Origin of the sequence: Jingyaoa shaoxingensis (genome assembly GCF_014385005.1) — a bacterium.
Classification (GTDB): Bacteria; Bacillota; Clostridia; order Lachnospirales; family Lachnospiraceae; genus Marvinbryantia; species Marvinbryantia shaoxingensis.
On sequence record NZ_JACRSZ010000004.1, the window covers coordinates 131,902 to 154,685 of the forward strand.

Genomic DNA, 22,784 nt, shown 5'->3' on the forward strand with positions numbered 1-22,784 from the left:
TCCTACCCATTATTAATTTCCTGACTGCGTTCTTCTATTTTATCCATTGTTTCTTTGGCTTCTTCCCCCGCCAGTGGTGTTGGCTGATAATTATTGTAAGTGGTTTCAGACGATACCCGGCATGGGATGACTTTATATTCGCTGCCCGTGATATTTCTTTTTCCATCCAGAATAAACTTCTGCTGAAAAATAAAGGTGTCCATCTCTGTAGGATGTGTATTGCCTCCAAAACAGAAGTTTCCCAGACTATAGGCAATCATTTTCCCTTTATATTCATCAATGCCCTGTACCACATGTGGGTGATGTCCCACTACTACATCTGCGCCTTCATCAATGGCCAGATGTGCCAGTGTCACCTGATTCTCATCCGGTACTGTCACCAGTTCATTGCTCCAGTGAAATACCGCAACAATGATATCCACATTCTGATCTTTTAGTTTTGCAATATCCTGTTTGACCTGCGGGATCCGCTCCAGATGATCATCCAGTTCATAAATTCCAAACATCCCCACGCGTATACCTTTTACTTCCAGAACTGCCACATCATCATATCCAAAAGTTTTGATTCCGTTTTCTTCCAGCGTCTGCGCCGTATCCTGAAAGCTTTTTTCCCCATAATCGTGACTGTGATTATTCGCTACATTTGCTGCTTCTACAGATGAAGACGTCAGGATTTTAACATATTCCGGATCTCCTTTAAATGCAAACTGCTTGTCCACACGGGTGGTTTCTTCTGTTAATGTTCCTTCCATATTTACAATGGTCAGATCATCTTCTTCAAATATACTCCTCACATTTTTCAGGAAATACTCTGGACCGTACAAGTTATAATAAGCCGGAAGCCCAGTATCCCAGGCAAAAAATTCATCTGTACCAAGAATACAATCACCGGTAAATGACAACAGAATCTCTGCAGGTTCGCCCGCTGTATCCGTTTCAGACTCTATGACAGATTCCATTCCGTCATTTGGCTTTTTCTTCTGACTCTCTGTATTGCCGATAAATGCTTCCATCCCCAATTTTACCGTTCCTGCCGTCAATAATATGATCCCCGCCACTGCCATCATTCTGCACCTAGTCTGTATACGATGTCTCTGCCGCCGTATTTTTTTCCTGCGTTGGTTTAGTTTCTCCCACTGTTTCTCATTCTCACATTTCAGCATCTTTTTCTGCAGGCTGCGCTCCATGCGATACAGGTGCTCCTGTCCTGTAAGTTTTTTCCAAATATTATGTATCATAATTTTCACTTCTCCCCAAAGTCATTCACTCCATCCCCATTGACTCCCCGTTACCCCAACGCAAAAAGACGCAGAGTTCAAAACTGAACTCTGCGTCTGCGCGTCTTTGTATCTCTTATCGTATCATATCAAATACAGATGTCAAGACCCTTATTCTGTTTTCTCCGGATTGGAAATGCTGACTACATGATCATACCAGGTACCCTTTGTTCCAAGAAGTGCCAGATCGAATTCTTCATCTACACCTGGGACAGGAATATCAAAGCCATATACTTCTTCTGTTGTACCGTCGCTGTAGGTAACCTCATCTGTAGTCGGCTCAAGAAGCTGTGCACCGTCTTTCTGTGCATCTTCAGCAGTTCCTACAAACAGATTAACAATGTTCTTGGATGCCAGACTTACATGGAAAGTCATTTCACCGTCTTTTACCGTTAATGTACCTTTTCCGTCGCACGCTTCATTAGCATGGAACATGCTGCTGTCTGTATCAAAATCTGCTGTGTAGGTACCATCTTCTAACTCTACTGCTGCTGAATCAGTTTTTTTTTCCGTTGCTGCTTCTGTGGTTTCTTCCTCAGATGTTGCTTCGGTAACAGCCTCTGTAGTTTCTTCTTCAGATGCTGCCTCGGTAACAGCCTCTGTGGTTTCTTCTTCAGATGCTGCTTCGGTAACAGCCTCTGTGGTTTCTTCTTCGCTTGCTGCCTCGGTAGCTTCCTCTGATTCGGCTTCTTCTGTTCCACCGATCTCATCAATGGCTGCTGCGGTATGGTCTACATAGATCTGCTGGATATCTGCGATCTCTCCCAGTCCTGCGATCTGGCAGTCTATGCTGTCAAATGCTCCGCTTGCTTCAAACTGACTCTTCCAGGAATCTTCATCATCCCCTGCCATATCGTTGTTCGCATGATCACCTGCCACTACCATCAGTGGACGAAGGACTACTTTCTTGTAGCCTGCTTCTTTTACTGCTTCAATAACTGCTTCGCATGCGGTCTCTTCCGGTTCGCCTTCTACGGTTCCGATAAAGACATTGTCATATCCAAGGTCATTCATCTGGGTCTGCATCTGGCTGTAGCTTATCTTTGCAGTGTGGGATGTTCCGTGGCCCATGAATACGAATGCGGTTCCGTCTTCCTTGGCTGCTTCCAGGTCATCATAGCCTGCTTCTGCTACGGCTGCTGCTGTGATGGATTCTGCTACTTTTTCCTTATCATCGTTGACTGCTTCTGCGTCAGCTCCCACTTCGCCCAGAAGTGGCTCTGCGATCTCTACAGAATCAAACTTGTCTGCGTATTCGTCTACTGCTTCTTTTAATTCATCGTATTCTGCGCCATGCATCAGGTGAGTCGGCTGTACAACCAGGTTCTTCACTCCGTTTTCTACTGCACGGTCCAGTGCCTGCTGCATGTTGTCGATGTATTCATCATCCCTTGCTTCCACATGGTTAATGATAATCTGTGCTGTGAAAGCTCTTCTTACTGACCAGTCTGGGTATGCTGCTGCGAGAGCCTTTTCAATTCCTCCGATATCTGCTGTACGGCTGTCATTGAAGGATGTACCGAAGCTGACTACCAGCAGTTCGTTTTCACCGATCTCGTCTCCGTTCAGAGGATCATCCTTGCTGGCATCCCCGGTATCTCTTCCGAAATAGTCAGGATCTGCATTCTCACCTTCTACCAGTTCCTTCTGCTCATCTGTCAGGGCATCCCATGCTTCCTTGGCTGCCTTGCACTGTTCGTCTGTATTATCTGTTCTTTCCTGAACATAAATGGCATCAATCAGGTCTGCCACTTCGTCAGCCTTCGCCTGATCGTCATCTGCTGCTTCACTGGCTGCTTCTGTGGTTTCTTCTTCGGATGCTGCCTCGCTGGCTTCCTCTGTCACTTCTGTTGCTTCTTCGGAAACAGCTTCTGTAGTCTCTTCTTCAGATGCTGCTTCTGTCGTTTCTTCTTCAGATGCTGCTTCTGTAGTCTCCTCTTCGGATGCTGCTTCTGATTCAGCTTCTTCTCCACCGATCTCATCAATGGCTGCTGCGGTATGGTCTACATAGATCTGCTGGATATCTGCGATCTCTCCCAGTCCTGCGATCTGGCAGTCTATGCTGTCAAATGCTCCGCTTGCTTCAAACTGACTCTTCCAGGAATCTTCATCATCCCCTGCCATATCGTTGTTCGCATGATCACCTGCCACTACCATCAGTGGACGAAGAACTACTTTCTTGTAGCCTGCTTCTTTTACTGCTTCAATAACTGCTTCGCATGCGGTCTCTTCCGGCTCGCCTTCTACGGTTCCGATAAAGACATTGTCATATCCAAGGTCATTCATCTGGGTCTGCATCTGGCTGTAGCTTATCTTTGCAGTATGGGATGTTCCGTGGCCCATGAATACGAATGCGGTTCCGTCTTCCTTGGCTGCTTCCAGGTCATCATAGCCTGCTTCTGCTACGGCTGCTGCTGTAATGGATTCTGCTACTTTTTCCTTATCATCGTTGACTGCTTCTGCATCAGCTCCCACTTCGCCCAGAAGTGGCTCTGCGATCTCTACAGAATCAAACTTGTCTGCGTATTCGTCTACTGCTTCTTTTAATTCATCGTATTCTGCGCCATGCATCAGGTGAGTCGGCTGTACAACCAGGTTCTTCACTCCGTTTTCTACTGCACGGTCCAGTGCCTGCTGCATATTGTCGATGTATTCATCATCCCTTGCTTCCACATGGTTGATGATAATCTGTGCTGTGAAAGCTCTTCTTACTGACCAGTCTGGGTATGCTGCTGCAAGAGCCTTTTCAATTCCTCCGATATCTGCTGTACGGCTGTCATTGAAGGATGTACCGAAGCTGACTACCAGCAGTTCGTTTTCACCGATCTCGTCTCCGTTCAGAGGATCATCCTTGCTGGCATCCCCGGTATCTCTTCCGAAATAGTCAGGATCTGCATTCTCACCTTCTACCAGTTCCTTCTGCTCATCTGTCAGGGCATCCCATGCTTCCTTGGCTACCTTGCACTGTTCGTCTGTATCATCTGTTCTTTCCTGAACATAAATGGCATCAATCAGGTCTGCCACTTCGTCAGCCTTCGCCTGATCGTCATCTGCTGCTTCACTGGCTGCTTCTGTGGTTTCTTCTTCGGATGCAGTACTTGCAGCCACTGCAACTGCTTTTTCTGTTGCCTCTTCACTGGCTACCTCTGTTGTCTCTGCCTCAGATGCTGCTTCCGTGGTTGCTTCTTCGCTGGCTGCCTCTGTTGTCTCTGCTTCAGATGCTGCTTCTGTGGTTGCTTCCTCGCTGGCTGCCTCTGTTGTCTCTGCTTCGGATGCTGCTTCTGTGGTTGCCTCCTCGCTGGCTGCCTCTGTTGTCTCTGCTTCCGTCTTCGCCTCTGTGGTTGCTTCCGTTGCAGCCTTTGTCTCAGCCTCTGTAGTCTTTGTTGTGCTGCCGCCGCATCCAGTCAGTAATGACGCTACCATTGCTGCAGAAAGTACCACTGCCATTTTTCTCTTCATAAGAATCTTCCTCCTTGCGTATATAACGCATAAAATTAAAACAGAGAGTATCCACCACGAGGTGAACACTCTCTGAAAATACAACTTCTCTGTTTCTCATCCTGTTCATATGTACTGCCAATTCCTCGTGACATGGAACATATTGTTCCCGTACAACAAAAGGCAGTTCTCCCGACTTATTGATCCGACGCTCCGGCCCCTTCCCAGTTTCCCAGTGGTTATCAGCTTTTGCTCTCAAAATACGGTGACGAGTTCGCACAGGATTCACACCTGTTTCTCTTTTCAGCAGACTGATTTGTCTGACACCTTTTGTTTTACTTATGTAATTGTATTGCTCTCTTGCATCTAAGGTTGAGTATAGCACACTCATTTTTGCTATGCAAGAGCTATTGACTATGAAATAACTATCTTATTTCTTTTTACCAATCTTTCCAACAATTACACATATCGCTGAGGTGATCACCATATCTGGCAGGGTATTTCCCACCGGAAGATCGATGTGCATCAATGCACGATACAGAATAAATCCTGCTGCCCAGATAATCAGATTTCTCCAGTCAAAGCTGTCTTCTCTTTTATCTCTGTGAAGAATGAAAAAGTCTGCAATCTGTATCGCAATCATCGGTGCAAATACAGAACCGATCAGATACAGAAAGTCTGTAATGTCATCCATCGGGAACAAAATTGCTCCCAGTGTTCCGATTACCGTTACTGCAATGGCTGCATATTTTCCTTTTATGGTAGATACAATGGATTCACTGGAAATTCCTGCAGAATATGCATCCAGGAATGTGGTAGTTACTGTAGAAAATACAATAATCAACAGACCCACAATGCTTAAGCCTGCCTTCAGCAGAATCTGTGCAATATCCGATTCTCCTGTAAAGATTGCTGCACCCATTCCGATTACATACATCCAACAGCTTACCAGTCCATATACAATGGCACTGACTGCCGTCGCTTTTACCGGTTCTTTTGCCTCTCTGGTATAATCACTGATCAGTGGAAGCCAGGAAAGAGGCATTGCTACAGCCAGCTCTACTGCTGCACCAAAAGACATACTGTCATCCGCTGCGGCTGTCATCACATTTCCGTCAAAAAAGATTACTTTACAAAGAACCAGAGTCAGCAGGAAGAGAAGTCCCATGGCAATGGTATTGATCTTACCAAGGTTGGTAATTCCGATCACAATCCACAGGATAATCAGTGCGCCAATTACCAGGCACCAGATCCATCTGCCTGCGGAAAAGATGCCGTCTGCCGCCAGTGCTCCATCATAGATCATAATGGCAGTCCAGCCTACCAGCTGCAACACATTTAAAAAAGCAAATACCAGACCACCCAGATTTCCAAAACTACTTTTAACTGTCTCCATGGCACTTAATCGGCTCTTTCCACCGATCACACCTGCCAGAAACAGCATCAGGCATCCGATCACATGACCGATCAGAATGGCCGCAAGTCCCCTTCCAAATCCAAGAGAAGAAAAATAAGTTCCGGTTAAGATTTCTGCTATAGACACTCCGGCCCCAAACCAGATCAGTCCGTTTTCCACTAAAGAGGTACGCCGTTCCATCTGCTAGTCCTCCTCTTCCTGTGTGTACTTATTTATAATGGCAAATCCATGATCCATCGGACCGCTTCCGGCTCCCAGATCCAACATGGCTGCCAGTGCGCCGGAAATATAATCTTTGGCACGTTCTACCGATGTCTCCAGATTATACCCTTTTGCCAGATTGGAAGCAATGGCAGAAGACAGGGTACATCCTGTTCCGTGCGTATTCGGATTATTAATGCGTTTTCCACAGAACCACTGGTAGTGGTCATCAAAGTACAACAGGTCATTGGCATCATTTAACTGATGTCCGCCTTTACAGAGTACGGCGCAGTGATACTGTTCTGCGATCTTTTTTGCCGCAGCAATCATATCATCTGCATGTTCAATGTGCATACCGGTCAGTTCTTCTGCCTCCGGAATATTTGGTGTCAGTACGGCTGCCAGCGGAAAAAGTTCCTGTTTCAGTGTGTCAATTGCATCTTCGCTGATCAGTCTGGCACCACTGGTGGCTACCATTACCGGATCCACAACGATATTTTTCGCCTGATATTGTTTTAATTTTTCTGCAATTACACAAATCAGTTCACGTTCTGATACCATACCGATTTTTACTGCATCCGGGAAGATGTCTGTAAAGACACTGTCCAGCTCCTGTCCTAAAAATTCTGGTGTTGCATTCAAAATTGCTGTCACGCCGGTCGTATTCTGAGCAGTCAGAGCCGTGATTGCGCTCATGGCATACACGCCATTTGCCATCATTGTCTTGATATCTGCCTGGATACCGGCGCCTCCGCTGGAATCACTTCCGGCGATCGTTAATGCGGTTCTTCTCATAATTCTTCTCCTTTTCGCATACGTTTTCTATTGCGACAGAAGGTGGTGCCCCCAATCTGCCGCTGATTTCCACGTGTTTTATTAGGAAGTAAAGCGGACATTCGCAATCCGCTTCGCTACTTGCTCATGAACGCAGTCGCTTCGCGATCTGTCAGTGGGAGCTTTCAACTCCCACTGACATAAGCATCCCCCCTCACCCACTGCTTAGTGCTCCGCGCACTTGAAGCGGGGGAATGCTTATCTGCGTTCAATTTTTCAAAATACGCAGGAAATTCCATTAAGTTTTTCAGATACACTTCTCCGGTCTCCTTTACGCCTGCCTGGTTGGTTTCTCCTTCACTGTCGTATACTCCTACAGCCCGGAAACCAGCCTGCCTGGCAGTCCGAAGTGCATACAGGGAATCTTCAAAAACCAGAGTTTCTTCCGGTTTGGTTCCCATAGATTCTGACGCCAGTCTGTAGATCAGCGGTGAATGCTTACTTTCTCCCACTTCGCTTGTGGTATCAACCTTTTTCAGGAAATCATAAAGCCCGTTTCTCTTCAAGGCACGTGTTACATGCTCTCTTGGGCTGGAGGTTGCTGCCGTCATGGGAATTCCCTTTTCATGTAAAAAATTCAGTAACTCTTTTGCTCCCTCTTTTGCCCGGACCTCATAAAAATAAAAGTCCTGCAGCATCTCCTGAATACCATCCAGTATCTCTTTTGACGTTTTGTTCAGAAGGTACTGTTCTTTCATGTATTCTGCACCCTGTTCCATACTCATGGAAAACAGAATGTCACGCAGCCCTGACTGTGGCTGTATGCCTTGTTTTAACAGATACCTTGCTCCCAGGTCATTCCAGACAGCCATGGAGTCCAGCAAAACACCATCCAGATCAAAGACAGCCCCCCGGATCATGCTTCCACCATCCTCTTTGTTGCTTCCTTCAAATCTTCCGCAGCCTTTTTGATATTTTTCTGTGCATAGACAGCACTGATCACTGCAATGCCACAGATGCCGCTTCCGGCAAGCTCTTTTACATTTTCCTGCGTAATCCCTCCGATTGCAATGACCGGAATTGATACTGCTTCACAGATGGCTTTCACCGTCTCATGTGGAACTTCTACTGCATCTGCTTTTGATCCGGTTGGAAATACTGCGCCGACCCCAAGATAATCTGCCCCGTGCTTTTCTGCCAGAAGTGCCTGTTCCACAGTCTGTGCAGATACGCCGATGATCTTATCCGGTCCCAGTTTTTCCCGGACATCTCCGGCCTCCATATCACTCTGTCCTACATGAACCCCGTCTGCATTCATGGCAAGTGCAATGTCCACATTATCGTTAATAATAAAAGGAACCTTGTATTCCTTACATAACTTCTGCAGTTCCTTTGCTTCCTCCAGGAAATGTGCCTCATCCAGTTCTTTTTCTCTGAGCTGCAAAAATGTCACTCCACCGTCCAGACTTTCTTTTACTACAGAATACAGTGTACGTCCATTTAACCAGTGGCGGTCTGTGACTGCATATAATAACAAATCTTTTTTATCGACGTTCATATTTTGCCCCCTCATCCAGAATTGCTTCATCCATCTGATAAATAGCATCAATAATACGATTACGATAGGTAGAATTGCCTTCCCATTCCTGCATATGACTCCATCCAATCTCTCCGGCAAGCCCCATCACACAGACTGCTGCAGCGGCGGCTTCCAGACGCTTATCCGGATTTGCTGTAATATATGCCGTCATCATGCCAGACAACTGACATCCGGTTCCGGTGATTTTCCCCATCTCCGCTCTTCCATTGCGGATAACAAAGCATGTTTCTCCATCACTGACCAGGTCGATTGCCCCGGTAATAGCAACAATAGAGCCGCTTTTTTTAGCAAACGTTTTCACAAAATCCACCGCGGATTCCAGATTCTCCTCGGTTACTGCATCTGCCACATCTGCATCTACCCCTTTTGTGGTGCCACTTCCAGATGCCAGTGTCTTGATCTCAGAGATATTGCCACGGATTACCGTCGGATGCAGTTCTTTCATCAGTTTCAGTGCTGTTTCTGTACGAAGCTTTGATGCACCGGCTCCTACCGGATCCAGAAGAATCGGATGTCCCAGTTCTTTTGCACGCCTTCCTGCAAGAAACATTCCTTCTATGCTACGTTCATTTAAGGTACCAATATTAATATTCAATCCCCCGCAGATGGTAGTAATATCTTCCACATCCTTTGGTTCATCTGACATAATCGGACTTCCTCCACATGCCAGAAGCACATTGGCCACATCATTAACGGTTACATAATTTGTGATATTATGCACCAGCGGCACCTGTTTTCTGACGTTTTTTAAACATTCTCCTAACATTGTATTCCTCCTTTTTTGATCCCTGCATCTTCAAGTCGAACGTCCGTGAGACTTGGCACGCGATTCTGGTCAGCAAAGCTGACATATTCCTATCAGAATCACTGCGCATCCTCGACTGAGATAAAAAACGGATACGCCCGAAGACATATCCGCTGTAATTACACATAAATACATGTATTCGATATATCCCTACGTTGGCATTATCCAAATCAGGTTATGGGTCCAGACCAAATATTCTGTTCTCAGCCTGCTTCCGGCAGGCTCCCCTTCTATCTCATACATTATAGCTCTGATACCTGTGAAATGCAATTCCATCTGGACTTTTTTTTCGGATATTTTTATAATAATATGTAACTGTTCAGAGCCAAGCAAAATTTCACAAAACAGGTATAAAATGCTTGCATTTTTAAACCTGTTTTTGAAATTTTATTTGGCGGATACGCCATACCGATGAAATGCGCAGCATTTTGGAGGTTGGCTCTGAACAGTTACAATAATATTTAAGTTGATTACTTCATGGGGGGAGTTTCTATGAGTTTACTAAATTCGACCGAGATCCGGGACATTCTTCGTTCTTCCAGAATAGGAACGTGGCGCGTAGAATTTGGCGCACATATACAGCCACGTTTCTACGCTGATGCCGTTATGGATGAATTGCTTGGTATTTCCGGAGACATCAGTCCGCAGGAACGATTTATTTTTCACCGCACACGTATTCATCCTGATGATATGGAACTGTTTAAAGAATATTCTGACAAATTATCAGAAATACGCTCTGAAATCGTTTATCGTTATATTCACCCTGTCCTGGGAGAAATGATGATACGCTGTGGCGGTGTCTGTATCTCGTCTGATACAGATATTGTCATTATTACCGGTACACATCAGGATATCTCTGATACCATCCGGCTGGAAAAAACTAAATTTGCAGAAATGCGGTTGGCAGAGCTGAACCAGACACTCCGCAGGGAACAGCTTATACAGGAAAATTATTATCAGGAACTGCTAGATATCCAGAGCTGTGGTGTCATGGCCTATACACTCCCAGATCACAAGATGATTCATATGAATGCAGAAGCCCTTCGTATGTATGGTCTTAAAAATATAGATGATGCACAGCATCATCTGGGCAGCGTCCTGGCCAAGGTCTATTATCCTGACGCCCGAACTGTTGACCGGCTGAAAAATCTGCGTAATAATGACGATTTTGTAGATTATGAATGTATCTTATACAAAGATTCTCCTGAAGAATGCCACATTATGGCCAAAACGAAGATCTTTTGGATTCCAAGTGGTGAACGCGCTGTTGTGACCACGTTTTTGGATGTTTCTGACATGATTGTACTGCGCAATGCATTGAAAAAAGCAGAAGAAGGTAGCCGTGCCAAGTCTTCTTTTCTATTCGCCATGTCCCATGACCTGCGCACACCAATGAATGCCATTATTGGTTATGCACAGTTAATGGAGGCTCACTGGGGTGAAAAGGAACCCACCACTGGTTATCTCCGGAAATTAAAAGACGCCAGTCAGTTTCTTCTGTCATTGATTGGAAATATTCTGGAAATGGCACGTATTGAAAATGGGAAGGAGACTCTGCATGAAGAGCCATGGGATCTTTCCCAGCTTCAAAACACACTGGATATTCTTCTGGATAACGAGATTTCCAAGAAACATCTTACTATACAGAAAGACCTCCATCTTCCGCATCCTGACGTGATCTGCGATGTCATGAAGGTACGGGAAATCATTATGAATCTGCTCAGTAACGCAGTGAAATACACCCCGGATAATGGAACAATTGCTCTGTCTGTCGATGAACTTCCTTCTGATCGGGATGCATTTACGACGCTGCGTATTATCGTAACGGACAGCGGCATTGGTATCAGTAAAGAATACCAGCCCCATCTGTTTGAAGCCTTTTCCAGAGAACATGATTCTTCTGAAAGCGGTATTATTGGCAGTGGGCTGGGTCTTAAGATTGTAAAGTCTTTTGTTGATCTTATGAACGGCCAGATCCAGGTAGACAGTGAGCCCGGAAAAGGCACTCAGTTCACCGTCACGATTCCGCTTCGTATTGCCAGACCGGAAGACCGACAGACTTTGCAAAAACAGGCTCCTTCTGATCTGCATATTCTGAAAGATATCCGTGTTCTTCTGGCAGAAGATAATCCGCTAAATGCCGAGATCGCACAGACTGTTCTGGAAGATGCACAGATGAAGACAGAACTGGCCACTGATGGTGCATCTGCCCTGTCTATGCTGAAAAACGCCCCTGCCGGATATTATGATCTGGTTCTCATGGATATCCAGATGCCACACATGAACGGTTATCAGGCAGCCAGAGCCATACGCGCACTCCCGGATGAACGCAGCAGCATTCCAATTATTGCCATGACCGCCAATGCTTTTAAAGAAGACAAAGAAGCTGCTTTTGCTGCCGGCATGAATGATTATATTATCAAACCGGTGGACATCGCCAGCCTGCTGCAGAAGCTTGCAAAGGTTCTTTCTTCTGGTCTATAAATGGAAGAAAAAAGCCGGATGGAACTTTTATTCCACCCGGCTTTCTTATCTTTTTCAGAAATACTTTTTCTGTATCTTATTTGATGTTTCCAAGGTCGTTTACTGTAACAGCAACTTCCGGCATAGCTTCGATACTGTTATCAACTGTAATCTTTCCTGCTAACATATCCGCTACCAGAGTTTTGTAATCATCTTCTGTGAATCCATCATTCCACTGTGTGCTTTCAAGCGGAAGCTGTACGTAGTTTTCTTCTACGTTGTCAGATACCAGACCAAGATTATCAATCTTTCCAACATAATCTGACCATGTGTCATCCAGAACAATTGCGGAAAGCAGAGTGTTTACAGTAGGAGCAAGACCCTTCATTGCGGAAGTAACAGTCATACCTTCTCCATATGCATCAATAATAGGAGCCTGGTCAGAGTCAACACCGATGACTTTTCCGTCAACCTTAGCTGCTGCTTCTGCTGCAGATGTGTAGATACCGCCGCCACATGCGAAGACAACTTCTACACCGTTGGTAGAATACCATGTATCCATAGCTGCTGTGATATCTGCATCACCGTAGAACTGTCCGCCGTAAGCGTATTCTACTGTTACATCATCTGTCACACCCAGTTCTTCTGCTGCTGCATTGATTCCCTGTACATAACCGAAACCATAACGGATAACTGCAGGTACGGACATTCCGCCCAGGAATCCAAGGTGTCTGTAACCCATTTTTACTGCTGCATATCCTGCCATGTATCCAGGAATCTCTTCCTGATAGATTGCACAGTAGGTATTCTCTGTGTTATATGCCTGTGTGACATCATCTACACCGGCCGCACCTGTCAGATCACCTTCAGACATATCCAGTGCTATGAATTTCACATCCGGGTATACCGGAGATTCTTCTACAACAGATGCTGCAAACAAATATCCCGGAAGTACCAGAATGTTGTATCCGTCTGCAATCGCCTGGTCACAGCTTGCGATACGTGCTTCGTCAGAGTCTCCGTCTGGTTTATAGTAGTTGAAGTCAAGACCATTTTCCTCACAGAATGCCTTGCATGCTTCATAAGTGGTCTGGTTAAAAGACTGGTCTGTGATATCACCTGAGTCTGTAACCATTGCTACTTTGTAGTCTCCCTCTGCCATTGCAGGTGCTGCCATGGAAAGTGTAGCTGCACCTAACACTGCTGCTGCAAGAATTGTTTTCTTCATGAAAATATCCTCCTTTTTCTTCTTTTTACGTTTCTTTTAAAGCTACTTGTATCTTAACATTTTTTCCTGAGTCAGGCAAGGAAAAGAACTGGAAAAAGCTCCGTATCTTTCCTTATTCTTCTTTCAGTAACTGGTCAATTTTGGTTTTTACCAGGTCGAAAGCCACTTCATTCTGTCCGCTGTTGATCACAATATCAGCCAGCGCTTTGGTTGGCTCTACATAAATATAATGCATCGGTTTTACTGTTGTCAGATACTGTTCAATAATACCTTCCAGATCACGTCCACGCTCTTTTACATCACGCACCACTCTTCGCAAAATACGCTCGTCTGCATCTGCTTCCACAAAAATCTTGATATCAAACATATTGCGCAGTTCTTCGTTCTGAAGTGCCAGAATGCCTTCCAGAAGAATGATTCTGTTTGGATGAATCTCCACAGTCTCTTCCTTCCGGTTATGCAGTGAATAGTCATAGGTCGGACACTGAATCGTTTTTCCTTCTTTTAACTGCTTCAGGTGTTCTACCAGAAGATCTGTCTCCAGTGCTGCCGGATCATCATAGTTAATATGCTTCCGTTCCTCCAGTGACAGTTCATCATGTCTGCGATAATAGTTATCATGATAAAGAACTGTAATCTTATCTCCGTACAGTGCTTTTAACTTGTTGGTAAATGTAGACTTACCAGAACCGGATCCCCCGGCACTTCCGATGATTACACATCCCATGTTATTTTCCCCTCTGTCCTTTATTTCATAGTCCTCAGACCGATGCTCAGAATATTTTTCACACAATGCTGCAGATCTGCCAGTATCATTTCTGTTCCTTCTTCCGTACCCTGAATCAGATCTTCCACATTTAATGCACATCCCGGCATCAGCATATCATTGCCTGCATGGATTGCCTGCTTTGCACTGGCCCAGGTATATTTATCCGGTGCCTGTCCCATAATGGAGGTATCCTGGGTGGCATACCAGTCTGTCATGACAAATCCGTCAAATCCCCATTCTTCTCTTGCTGCCACCTGAAGCATATCATGGCGGTTAGCTGAATGAATGCCATTAATCAGATTGTAAGAAGTCATGATGGAATATGGATGTGCCTCTTTTACGGCAATCTCAAATCCTCTTAAGTAGATCTCCCTCAGTGCTCGTTCACTGATATGCGCATTGGTATAATTACGGTTGTCTTCCTGATTGTTGGCTGCAAAATGCTTAATAGTGGTACCCTGTCCATCTATGGACTGTACTCCCAGTGTGTCTGCGGCTGCGCAGCGTCCGGTCAGATATGGATCCTCAGAATAATATTCAAAGTTTCTTCCACAAAGTGGATTACGATGAATATTCATACCGGGAGCCAGCCAGAGGTGCACACCAAACTGCTGCATCTCTTCACCTACGATCTCTCCCATCTGTCTGACCAGATCCATATCCCAGGACTGTGCCAGTGTGCTCGCAATCGGAATCGCGGTACAATACTGATAATAGTCTAATGTACCTTCCGGAAGATTTTCCGGGAACGGACGGAATGACATTCCGAATATTTCTCCACCTGAGATCTTCTCTCCTTCTGCCGTGGTCTTAAAATGTGGCTGAAGACGTAAGCCTGCAGGTCCGTCTGCCAGAATCAGTACCGGGATCTTCCGGCTCTCTTCCAGCCCGGACCAGGTCTCTCCTGCTGCACCGATGACTCTGTCTGATGCACAGCCAACCACATTGGCATCATCATCCAGACGCTCCGTTCCGACACATAAGTTTGCCAGTTCTTCCACACTGAGCTGTGCTACCAGATCCTCCAGATACACATCTCCGTTTTTTACATCTGTCATTGTCAGTCTTCTTCCGGCGAAATGATCTTCGAAAACTTTTCTTTCCCCTGTATGATATTCCGGTTCCTCACAGTCAATTTTCTGTGGATCCACGGTTATTACCGGCACAGTTTCCAGTGCTTCTTCTGTCTCACTCTTGACTCTGGCATTTCTCTGTGCCAGTGCTTCTCTTCCTGCTTCTGTATCAGACAGCTTTGGAAGATCGCTTTCCTCGTCAAACAGATTCTTTAACTGTGCGGTCTTTTTCATCTGTTCCATACGGACAACTGCCACAGGAATCGTATTTGCGCAGCTGTTACCCACACGGATCAGATAATCTCCGGCTTCCAGCTTCCATGCGGCTTCTTCGCTGCTGTAAGAGGCAAGGGCTGCCAGTGGGAAACGAATCATCAGAAATTCATTTTCACCTGGCTGAAGCAGACCTGTTTTCTGGAATGCTGCCAGTTCCTGATATGGTTTTTCCAGTTGTCCTTCCGGTGCGGACGCATAGACCTGTACTACTTCTTTTCCCGCATATTCAGATCCGGTATTTTTCACATCCACCCAGAATCTTAAGTAAGCTCCGTCCTGTTCCACACTGTCTGCCTTCAGCTCAAATGTCGTGTAGGATCTGCCATAACCGAAACAGTAAGCAGGTTCCACGCCAAAGGTATCAAAATAGCGATAGCCTACAAAAATATCTTCTTTGTAATATTCATCATTTACATTGCCATTATTGTGGCTGTACTCTGCAGAAGACGGATAATCTGCATAACTTTTTGCCCAGGTATCTGTCAGTTTTCCGGAAGGAATGATCTTTCCGGTCAGTACATCCGCCACAATGTGACCGCCTTCACTTCCGGTCTGTCCGATAATCACCAGCGCATTTAAGTTATCCATACCACGTAAGAATGCAGTATCTATGATCCCACCTGTATTGAGCAACACCATGCTCTTCTCATAATGCTCTGTTACAAAACGAATATTTGCTTCTTCCCTGTCAGTCAGCAGATAATCCCCCTTACGACAGTAACGGTCCTTTCCTTCTCCGGAATTTCTGGAAAGTACATAGATGGCAAGCTCTGCATCTTCTTTTTCTGTAATCTCCGGCGCATCCGGATCTTCATAAGGATAATCAAATGCTACATTGATCTCCGGCTTATGCAGTTCGGCAGCAATCTTTTTGATCTTTTTCTGGTGTGCTGCTTTTTCTTCTCTGATCTGTTCATCGTATGCATTCAGCCAGTTTTCTGTCATAACCGTAAATCCGGCATCTTTTAAGCCCTGTTCGATCGTAACCACATTTCTGGCATTCACATCTCCTGATCCGGTACCGCCTTTGATGGTGTGTCTGGCCCCATTTCCGTACAATGCTACTTTTCCGTTTTCTTTTAACGGCAGTACTCCGTCATTTTCCAGAATGACCATACACTCACCGGCAAGTTCGCGTACTCTTTTCTGATGGTTCAATTCGGACTGTGTCATTTCTGAGGTTCTGTTCGCTCTGTACTCTTTCATAGTTCTTTTCCCCCGCTTTTTATAAAATGTCTAGCTTCAACAGATATGAGCATCTGTCTGTTATCATCCTGCGAACTGGCTCTCATACAGGTCCTTATAGAATCCACCCTGATTCAGAAGTTCCTGATGAGTTCCCTGTTCAATGATATTGCCATCTTTCATAACCAGAATCACATCTGCCTCGCGGATGGTGGAAAGTCTGTGTGCTACAATGAAACTGGTTCTTCCTTCCATCAGGGAAGCAAATGCTTTCTGAATTTTAATCTCGGTTCTCGTATCAATGGATGAGGTTGCTTCATCCAGAATCAACATTGGCGGACGACACAGCATGACTCTGGTAATACACAGCAGCTGCTTCTGTCCCTGGGATAAGTTGCCGCCATCCTCTGTAATCCAGGTATCATAGCCTTTCGGCAGACGACGGATAAAACTGTGTGCATGAGAAGCCTTTGCCGCCGCAATGATCTCTTCCTCTGTTGCATCCGGTTTCCCCATAATGATATTGTCACGGATCGTGCCGGTTCTCAGCCAGGTCTCCTGAAGTACCATGCCAAATCCTGCACGCAGACTGCTTCTGGTCAGATCACGGACATCCGTTCCCTCTACTGCTATAGATCCTCCGGTCACATCATAAAAACGCATGAGCAGGTTGATCAGCGTGGTCTTTCCACATCCGGTCGGACCTACAATTGCCACTCTCTGTCCCGGTTTTACTTTCAGGTTCAGATCCCGGATCAGTTTCTGTTCCGGTACATAGGAGAACTTCACGTCTTTTAATTCGATATTTCCTTTTACATCTGTCAACGTTACTGCATGTTCCGCTTCCGGAATCTGCGGTTCCTCTTCAATCAAATCAAAAATTCTTCCCGCACAGGCAATGGCATTCTGCAGTTCTGTTACCACGCCGGAGATCTCGTTAAATGGCTTGGTATACTGGTTCGCATAACTCAGGAAACAGGTAAGCTGTCCAACTGACAGTCTGCCCTGGATAGCGGAAAATGCGCCGGTAATTCCCACACCTGCATATACCAGACTGTTGACAAAACGAGTAGATGGATTCGTAATAGACGAGAAGAAAATGGCTCTTAAGGAACATTTCTGCAATCGGTCATTGATTTCATCAAAACGTTCCAGAACGTGTCTGCCCTGCCCGAACGCCTGTACCACTTTCTGATTACCGATCATTTCATCAATCAGTCCTGTCTGTTCTGCTCTTGTCTCGGACTGAAGCTTAAACATGGTATAGGTTCTCTTTGCGATAAATCCAGCCACAAAGAAGGATACCGGAGTGATGATTACTACTACCAGTGTAATTTTTACGTTTACAGAAAGCATGAATCCCAGTGTTCCAATGATGGTTGCCACACCGGTAAATAACTGGGTAAATCCCATGAGAAGTCCGTCGGCGAACTGGTCTACATCTGCGATGACACGGCTGACGATCTCCCCGTAAGGATGTCCGTCAATGTATTTCAACGGCAGAATCTCGATCTTTTTGAACGCTTCATTTCGCACATCCTGCACGATCTGGTAAGTCATCTTATTATTGCAGATATTCATCAGCCACTGGGCAAATGCAGTGATTGCAATACTGACACCGATTTTCACAAGGATCTGTATCACACCACTAAAATTCACCTGTCCCGGTCCTACAATATCATCCACTGCTGCTCCTGTCAGCTTCGGTACATATAAAGTCAAAGCCACGGTCAGAGCTGCCAGTAAAATTGTGAATACCAGATAAATCCGGTACTTTCCAAGGTAACGGAGCACTTTTTTTAATGTCTCACTCTGTTTCTCATTTTTCTTATTTGTCTGTGCCATGATCCATCACCCCTTTCTCAGTCTCTGCACCAGCTACATTCTGATTCTTTTTTGTCTCGAACTGTGATTCATAGATCTCACGATAGATCTCACAGCTTTCCATCAATTCGGCATGAGTTCCGAGACCTGCCATTTCACCGTCTTCCAGTACCAGAATCTGGTCTGCATACTGAATGGAAGAGGCACGCTGTGACACGATAAATACTACCGGGTGGCTGTCCATCTGACGGATTGCCTTACGAAGCTTCGCATCTGTGGCAAAATCCAGTGCAGATGCACTGTCATCCAGGATCAGAATCTCAGGATTTCTCACCAGTGCTCTGGCGATGGTCAGACGCTGACGCTGACCGCCGGACAAGTTCTTTCCGTTCTGCTCAATCTGGTAATTCAGACGATCCTCTTTTCCATCCACGAATTCCTTCGCCTGAGAGATCTCAATGGCTTTTTCCAGTTCTGCATCTGTGGCCGTTTCTTTTCCCCAGCGCAGGTTCTGCGCAATGGTTCCCTTAAACAGCACGGCCTTCTGCGGTACTACACCGATATGGGTACGCAGTTCTTCTACTTTATAGTCCTTTACATCCTTTCCATTGATACGTACCGCACCTGCTGCCGCATCGTAGAATCTCGGGATCAGGTTCACCAAAGAAGATTTTCCGGATCCGGTACCGCCGATGATACCAATGGTCTGTCCCGGCATGGCCCGGAAACTGATGTCAGTCAGAGAATCCTCTCCGGCGCCTTCATAACGTAAATTCACATGGTCGAATTCTACCACCGGAGTCTCTGATTTTTCTATGTCTGTCCACAGCAGATCTCCTTCCGGCATACCGCTTTCTTCTTCAAATACACTTTGAATACGGTTACCACAGGCAAATGCCTTGGTTACAGTAATGATCAGGTTTGCCAGCTTCACCAGTTCTACCAGAATCTGTGACATATAGTTTACCAGTGCCACAACCTGTCCCTGGGTAATAATGCCCGCATCCACACGAAGTGCTCCGGTATAGATCAGCACTATTAATGCTCCATTTACAATGATGTAGGTAACTGGATTCATCAGCCCGGAGATCTTTCCTACGAACTTCTGTGCATCTGTCAGCATCTGGTTCTGCTGTTCAAAACGTTCTTTTTCATCTGCCTCTTTATTAAATGCACGGATGACACGCACACCGGTCAGATTCTCTCTGGTCACACCAAGTACTGCATCCAGATTGGTCTGTACTTTACGGTATAATGGCATAGTAATCAGCATAATACCAAATACCACCAGCGATAACAGTGGAATAGCTACTACAAAAACCAGTGCTGCCTTCACATCTACGGTAAATGCCATAATCATAGCACCGAATACGATAAACGGGGAACGAAGGAATAATCTCAGCACCAGATTGACCCCCGATTGTACCTGATTGATATCACTGGTCATACGGGTGATCAGTGTGGAAGTTCCTATCTTGTCCATCCTGGTATAAGACAGATTCTGAATATGTTCAAATAATTCATGCCGCAGTTCTGTGGAAAATCCCGTTGCTGCCTTTGCTGCAAAATACTGGGCAGTAATAGAACATACCAGACCGATAATGCCCAGGGCAATCAGGACTCCGCCCATCTTCAGGACATATGCCCCGTCTGATTTGCCGATACCATGGTCAATGATTGCCGCCATGACAAGCGGTACAAACAGTTCAAAAGACGCTTCCAGCAGTTTGAACAGCGGTGCCAGAACCGTCTCTTTTTTGTAATTCTTTAAGTATTTCAAAAGTGATCTCAAACTCATTTCCCCTTTAAGTTTTCTTTTTATTATACTCGGTCATGAGGGGTTTTTCAAACGGTTCAGGAAATATAAATTGCTTTTTATCTGAAACTTTTTTATACTGGTTGTATGAAAATGACGAGATTATTTTATACAAAGAAATTATTTTTTATATTAAGCATTGTTCTGTCTGTATTCTGGTTTTTTTCCGGCTTAGCAGTGCATGCAGAGGAAGAAGCAGCTGTGTCTTTTGATCCGCAGCTTTACATTTATTTTGCCCAGTTATCTGAAGACGAACAGGCTGTCTATGCTCAGGCTGTGGAGGAATTTTCTGCAGGGAATGCTTCTTTTTCGCCGAATCGTGCAATTTCTCTTGACTCTGCCAATCGCATTATGCGGGCAGTATGTAAGGATCAGCCTCAGTTGTTCTGGCTGAATGAGAGTTTTCAATATGAGTACCGACAACATCTGACCGGCACGGAAGAAGTAACCCGCATTACCGCCGGTTTCTATGATCTTGCTGACAATCTGGACGAGAACCGTATTGCCCTGGAAATACAACGTGATACCATGATTGGTGATCTCTATGATCTTCCAACATGGCAACAGGAAAAATATGTTCACGACCGTCTGGCTTCCATGATTACCTACTCCGGTGAGAGCAGTTATAATCAGACACTATACAGTGCGCTCTGTCAACAGAACACGGTCTGTGCAGGATATGCCAAAGCATTTCAGTATCTGATGACTTGTCTCGGCATTCCCTGCTACTACTGTGAAGGTTCTGCCCTTGGCAGTTCTTCTGATGATACCGACTGGTCAGCACATGCATGGAATATCATCTGTCTGGACGGAAGGTATTATAATGTAGATCTTACCTGGGACGATACCAGTCTGGCAAGTGCCGGACTGATCAGTTATGCACAGTACAACCGTTCCGATTCCACTCCTGCTTTTGCAGATACGCATATAAGAGATGATAATTGCCTGTTTCTCCCTGTATGTGACGGTGATGCATATACTTATGAGGCATTATACGGAATGCCTGCAGAACTGGGCGCCCTCACCTGGCTGGATGATTATGACTCTGTCTGGCATGTTTCAGACATCTACGAGTATGATTACGCTATGCAGGATCTGATGATACAATACGGCACCGGAGAGCACACCTTCCGTTTTGCAGTCTACAATCAAGAATGCAACGATGCCATCCTTCATGATGAAAATTACCGTGACGGCTACCTGTCTACGGTAGCGGATGCCCTGTATCTGGGAAGTTATAATTTTTCCATCCAGACCAGTTCCCTCAGTCTGACCGGTGGGTACTATCTGGTTACTGTAACTGTTGATCTGTCATAAATCCAGCAAAATTTTTCCTACTCAAAAAGCCATAGATCACTCGATATTTTACTGATCTATGGCTTTTCATTTTATCATTCAGAAAGAACTTCTGTTTATTTGTTAATCGACAAATACCCATTTTGTCAGACGTTCAAATGCCTCTTCTACCAGCTGTTTTGGCAATGCCAGATTCATGCGGATACCGTATTCCCCGTGAAATGGTCTGCCATCCTGCCAGATGACACCGACTTTCACACCTTTTTTCTGCAGCTCGTCAATGGTAACATTGTGTGTCTCGCACCATTTCTGACAGTCTAAAAACAACATATACGTTCCCTGCGGTCTGGATACTTCCACTCCTTCAAAGTGTTCTCTGATGTATTTGTACGCAAAATCCACATTTTCTGTCAGTACCTGACACAGTTCATCTACCCACTGCATTCCGGCTTCACTGTACCCGCCAGTCAGTGCATACATGGACAGTACATTCATGGTGTTATAATGGGACAGTGAGGATTCCTTACGAATTCTTTCTCTCAGATACGGATTGTAGATAATATGATAGCTTCCCACCAGACCTGCCAGATTGAAGGTCTTGGACGGTGCATACATGGCAATGGTACGCATCTTCGCATCCTCAGAAATCATCTGCGTCGGAATATGCCGGTAACCGGTCAGGGTCAGATCGGACCAGATCTCATCTGATACCACATACACATCGTATTTGCGATACAGCTCCATGGCTTTTTCCAGCTCCCATCTCTCCCAGACTCTTCCGCATGGATTGTGCGGTGAGCAGAGTACCGCTGCATGAATATGCTCTTCCTTTATTTTCTTTTCCATATCTTCATAATCCATGCGCCAGATGCCATCCGCATCCTGCTTCAGACTGCTCAGCACCAGATGATAGCCGTTATTTTCCAGAGAATGGGTAAATCCGATATAGGTCGGTGCATGTACAAGGATCTTGTCGCCCTTAGAGCAAAGCACATTCATAGCACTGACTACACCGCCCAGCACACCATTCTCATAACCGATGGCTTCCTTTGTCAGACCTTCCACACCGTTTCTGACATGCTGCCAGTTGACAATAGAATCATAATATTCTGCCCTTGGCTCAAAATATCCATACGCTGCATGTTCTGTCCTCTTAATGATTGCTTCCGGAATCGTCGGTACCGTCTGGAAGTTCATATCCGCAACCCACATGGGAATCACAGAAAATCCTTCCTTCACCTGTACATCGCTGTATGGAATATTATCCACCGCAATAGCATCCATGCCTCTGCGGTCCATAATGGTTGTAAAATCGTATTTCATTGAGTCTCTCCTGCTGTTT

General features: G+C 45.4%; 15 protein-coding genes and 2 riboswitches. Of the genes, 2 read left to right on the top strand and 13 right to left on the bottom strand.

Annotated features, from left to right (window positions below; translation table 11 throughout):
- Positions 1 to 2: 2 nt before the first annotated feature.
- From H8716_RS06075 to thiM, 7 genes are all read right to left on the bottom strand, one after another.
- Positions 3 to 1,238 carry a CapA family protein gene (locus H8716_RS06075; protein ID WP_249307681.1) on the bottom strand — a complete coding sequence of 412 codons (1,236 nt, stop codon included), beginning with the start codon at positions 1,236 to 1,238 and terminating at the stop codon, positions 3 to 5.
- A gap of 150 nt (positions 1,239 to 1,388) precedes the next feature.
- Complete coding sequence (locus H8716_RS06080) at positions 1,389 to 4,736, bottom strand: sirohydrochlorin cobaltochelatase (protein WP_249307682.1); 3,348 nt, start codon at positions 4,734 to 4,736, stop codon at positions 1,389 to 1,391.
- 144 nt (positions 4,737 to 4,880) lie between these two features.
- Positions 4,881 to 5,061, bottom strand: a riboswitch (cobalamin riboswitch).
- A gap of 84 nt (positions 5,062 to 5,145) precedes the next feature.
- Positions 5,146 to 6,312, bottom strand: a complete 1,167-nt coding sequence (cytX, locus tag H8716_RS06085; RefSeq protein ID WP_249307683.1) for a putative hydroxymethylpyrimidine transporter CytX — start codon at positions 6,310 to 6,312, stop codon at positions 5,146 to 5,148.
- A gap of 3 nt (positions 6,313 to 6,315) precedes the next feature.
- Positions 6,316 to 7,128, bottom strand: coding sequence for a bifunctional hydroxymethylpyrimidine kinase/phosphomethylpyrimidine kinase (gene thiD / locus H8716_RS06090; protein ID WP_249307684.1), 813 nt, complete (start codon positions 7,126 to 7,128; stop codon positions 6,316 to 6,318).
- A gap of 164 nt (positions 7,129 to 7,292) precedes the next feature.
- Complete coding sequence (locus H8716_RS06095; protein ID WP_249307685.1) at positions 7,293 to 8,027, bottom strand: HAD family hydrolase; 735 nt, start codon at positions 8,025 to 8,027, stop codon at positions 7,293 to 7,295.
- Entirely contained in the window at positions 8,024 to 8,665 is a 642-nt protein-coding gene (gene thiE / locus H8716_RS06100) for a thiamine phosphate synthase (RefSeq protein ID WP_249307686.1), read from the bottom strand. Before thiE ends, H8716_RS06095 begins: the two co-directional genes overlap by 4 nt.
- Positions 8,652 to 9,473 (bottom strand): hydroxyethylthiazole kinase, encoded by an 822-nt coding sequence (gene thiM / locus H8716_RS06105; RefSeq protein ID WP_249307687.1) that lies wholly within the window; start codon positions 9,471 to 9,473, stop codon positions 8,652 to 8,654. Before thiM ends, thiE begins: the two co-directional genes overlap by 14 nt.
- A 169-nt stretch (positions 9,474 to 9,642) precedes the next feature.
- A riboswitch (TPP riboswitch) is annotated at positions 9,643 to 9,751 on the bottom strand.
- Between the two features lie 253 nt (positions 9,752 to 10,004).
- Between thiM and H8716_RS06110 the strand changes: the two genes are divergently transcribed.
- Positions 10,005 to 11,996 (top strand): hybrid sensor histidine kinase/response regulator, encoded by a 1,992-nt coding sequence (locus H8716_RS06110; RefSeq protein WP_249307688.1) that lies wholly within the window; start codon positions 10,005 to 10,007, stop codon positions 11,994 to 11,996.
- A 76-nt stretch (positions 11,997 to 12,072) separates the two neighbouring features.
- Here H8716_RS06110 and H8716_RS06115 read toward each other — a convergent pair whose 3' ends face one another.
- The 5 genes from H8716_RS06115 to H8716_RS06135 form a co-directional block, all read right to left on the bottom strand.
- Entirely contained in the window at positions 12,073 to 13,203 is a 1,131-nt protein-coding gene (locus H8716_RS06115; protein WP_249307689.1) for a BMP family lipoprotein, read from the bottom strand.
- A 112-nt stretch (positions 13,204 to 13,315) separates the two neighbouring features.
- Positions 13,316 to 13,930 (bottom strand): uridine kinase, encoded by a 615-nt coding sequence (gene udk / locus H8716_RS06120; RefSeq protein ID WP_249307690.1) that lies wholly within the window; start codon positions 13,928 to 13,930, stop codon positions 13,316 to 13,318.
- Positions 13,931 to 13,950: 20 nt separating this feature from the next.
- Positions 13,951 to 16,527, bottom strand: coding sequence for a glycoside hydrolase family 3 protein (locus H8716_RS06125; protein WP_249307691.1), 2,577 nt, complete (start codon positions 16,525 to 16,527; stop codon positions 13,951 to 13,953).
- A 63-nt stretch (positions 16,528 to 16,590) separates the two neighbouring features.
- Positions 16,591 to 18,351 carry an ABC transporter ATP-binding protein gene (locus H8716_RS06130; RefSeq protein ID WP_249307692.1) on the bottom strand — a complete coding sequence of 587 codons (1,761 nt, stop codon included), beginning with the start codon at positions 18,349 to 18,351 and terminating at the stop codon, positions 16,591 to 16,593.
- On the bottom strand, positions 18,335 to 20,122 hold the full coding sequence (locus H8716_RS06135; RefSeq protein ID WP_249307711.1) for an ABC transporter ATP-binding protein: 1,788 nt from the start codon (positions 20,120 to 20,122) through the stop codon (positions 18,335 to 18,337). Before H8716_RS06135 ends, H8716_RS06130 begins: the two co-directional genes overlap by 17 nt.
- A 225-nt stretch (positions 20,123 to 20,347) precedes the next feature.
- Between H8716_RS06135 and H8716_RS06140 the strand changes: the two genes are divergently transcribed.
- Entirely contained in the window at positions 20,348 to 21,463 is a 1,116-nt protein-coding gene (locus H8716_RS06140) for a transglutaminase domain-containing protein (protein WP_249307693.1), read from the top strand.
- A 102-nt stretch (positions 21,464 to 21,565) separates the two neighbouring features.
- On the opposite strand, the gene H8716_RS06145 is transcribed toward H8716_RS06140, so the two are convergent.
- Positions 21,566 to 22,765, bottom strand: a complete 1,200-nt coding sequence (locus H8716_RS06145; protein ID WP_249307694.1) for a MalY/PatB family protein — start codon at positions 22,763 to 22,765, stop codon at positions 21,566 to 21,568.
- Positions 22,766 to 22,784: the final 19 nt, after the last annotated feature.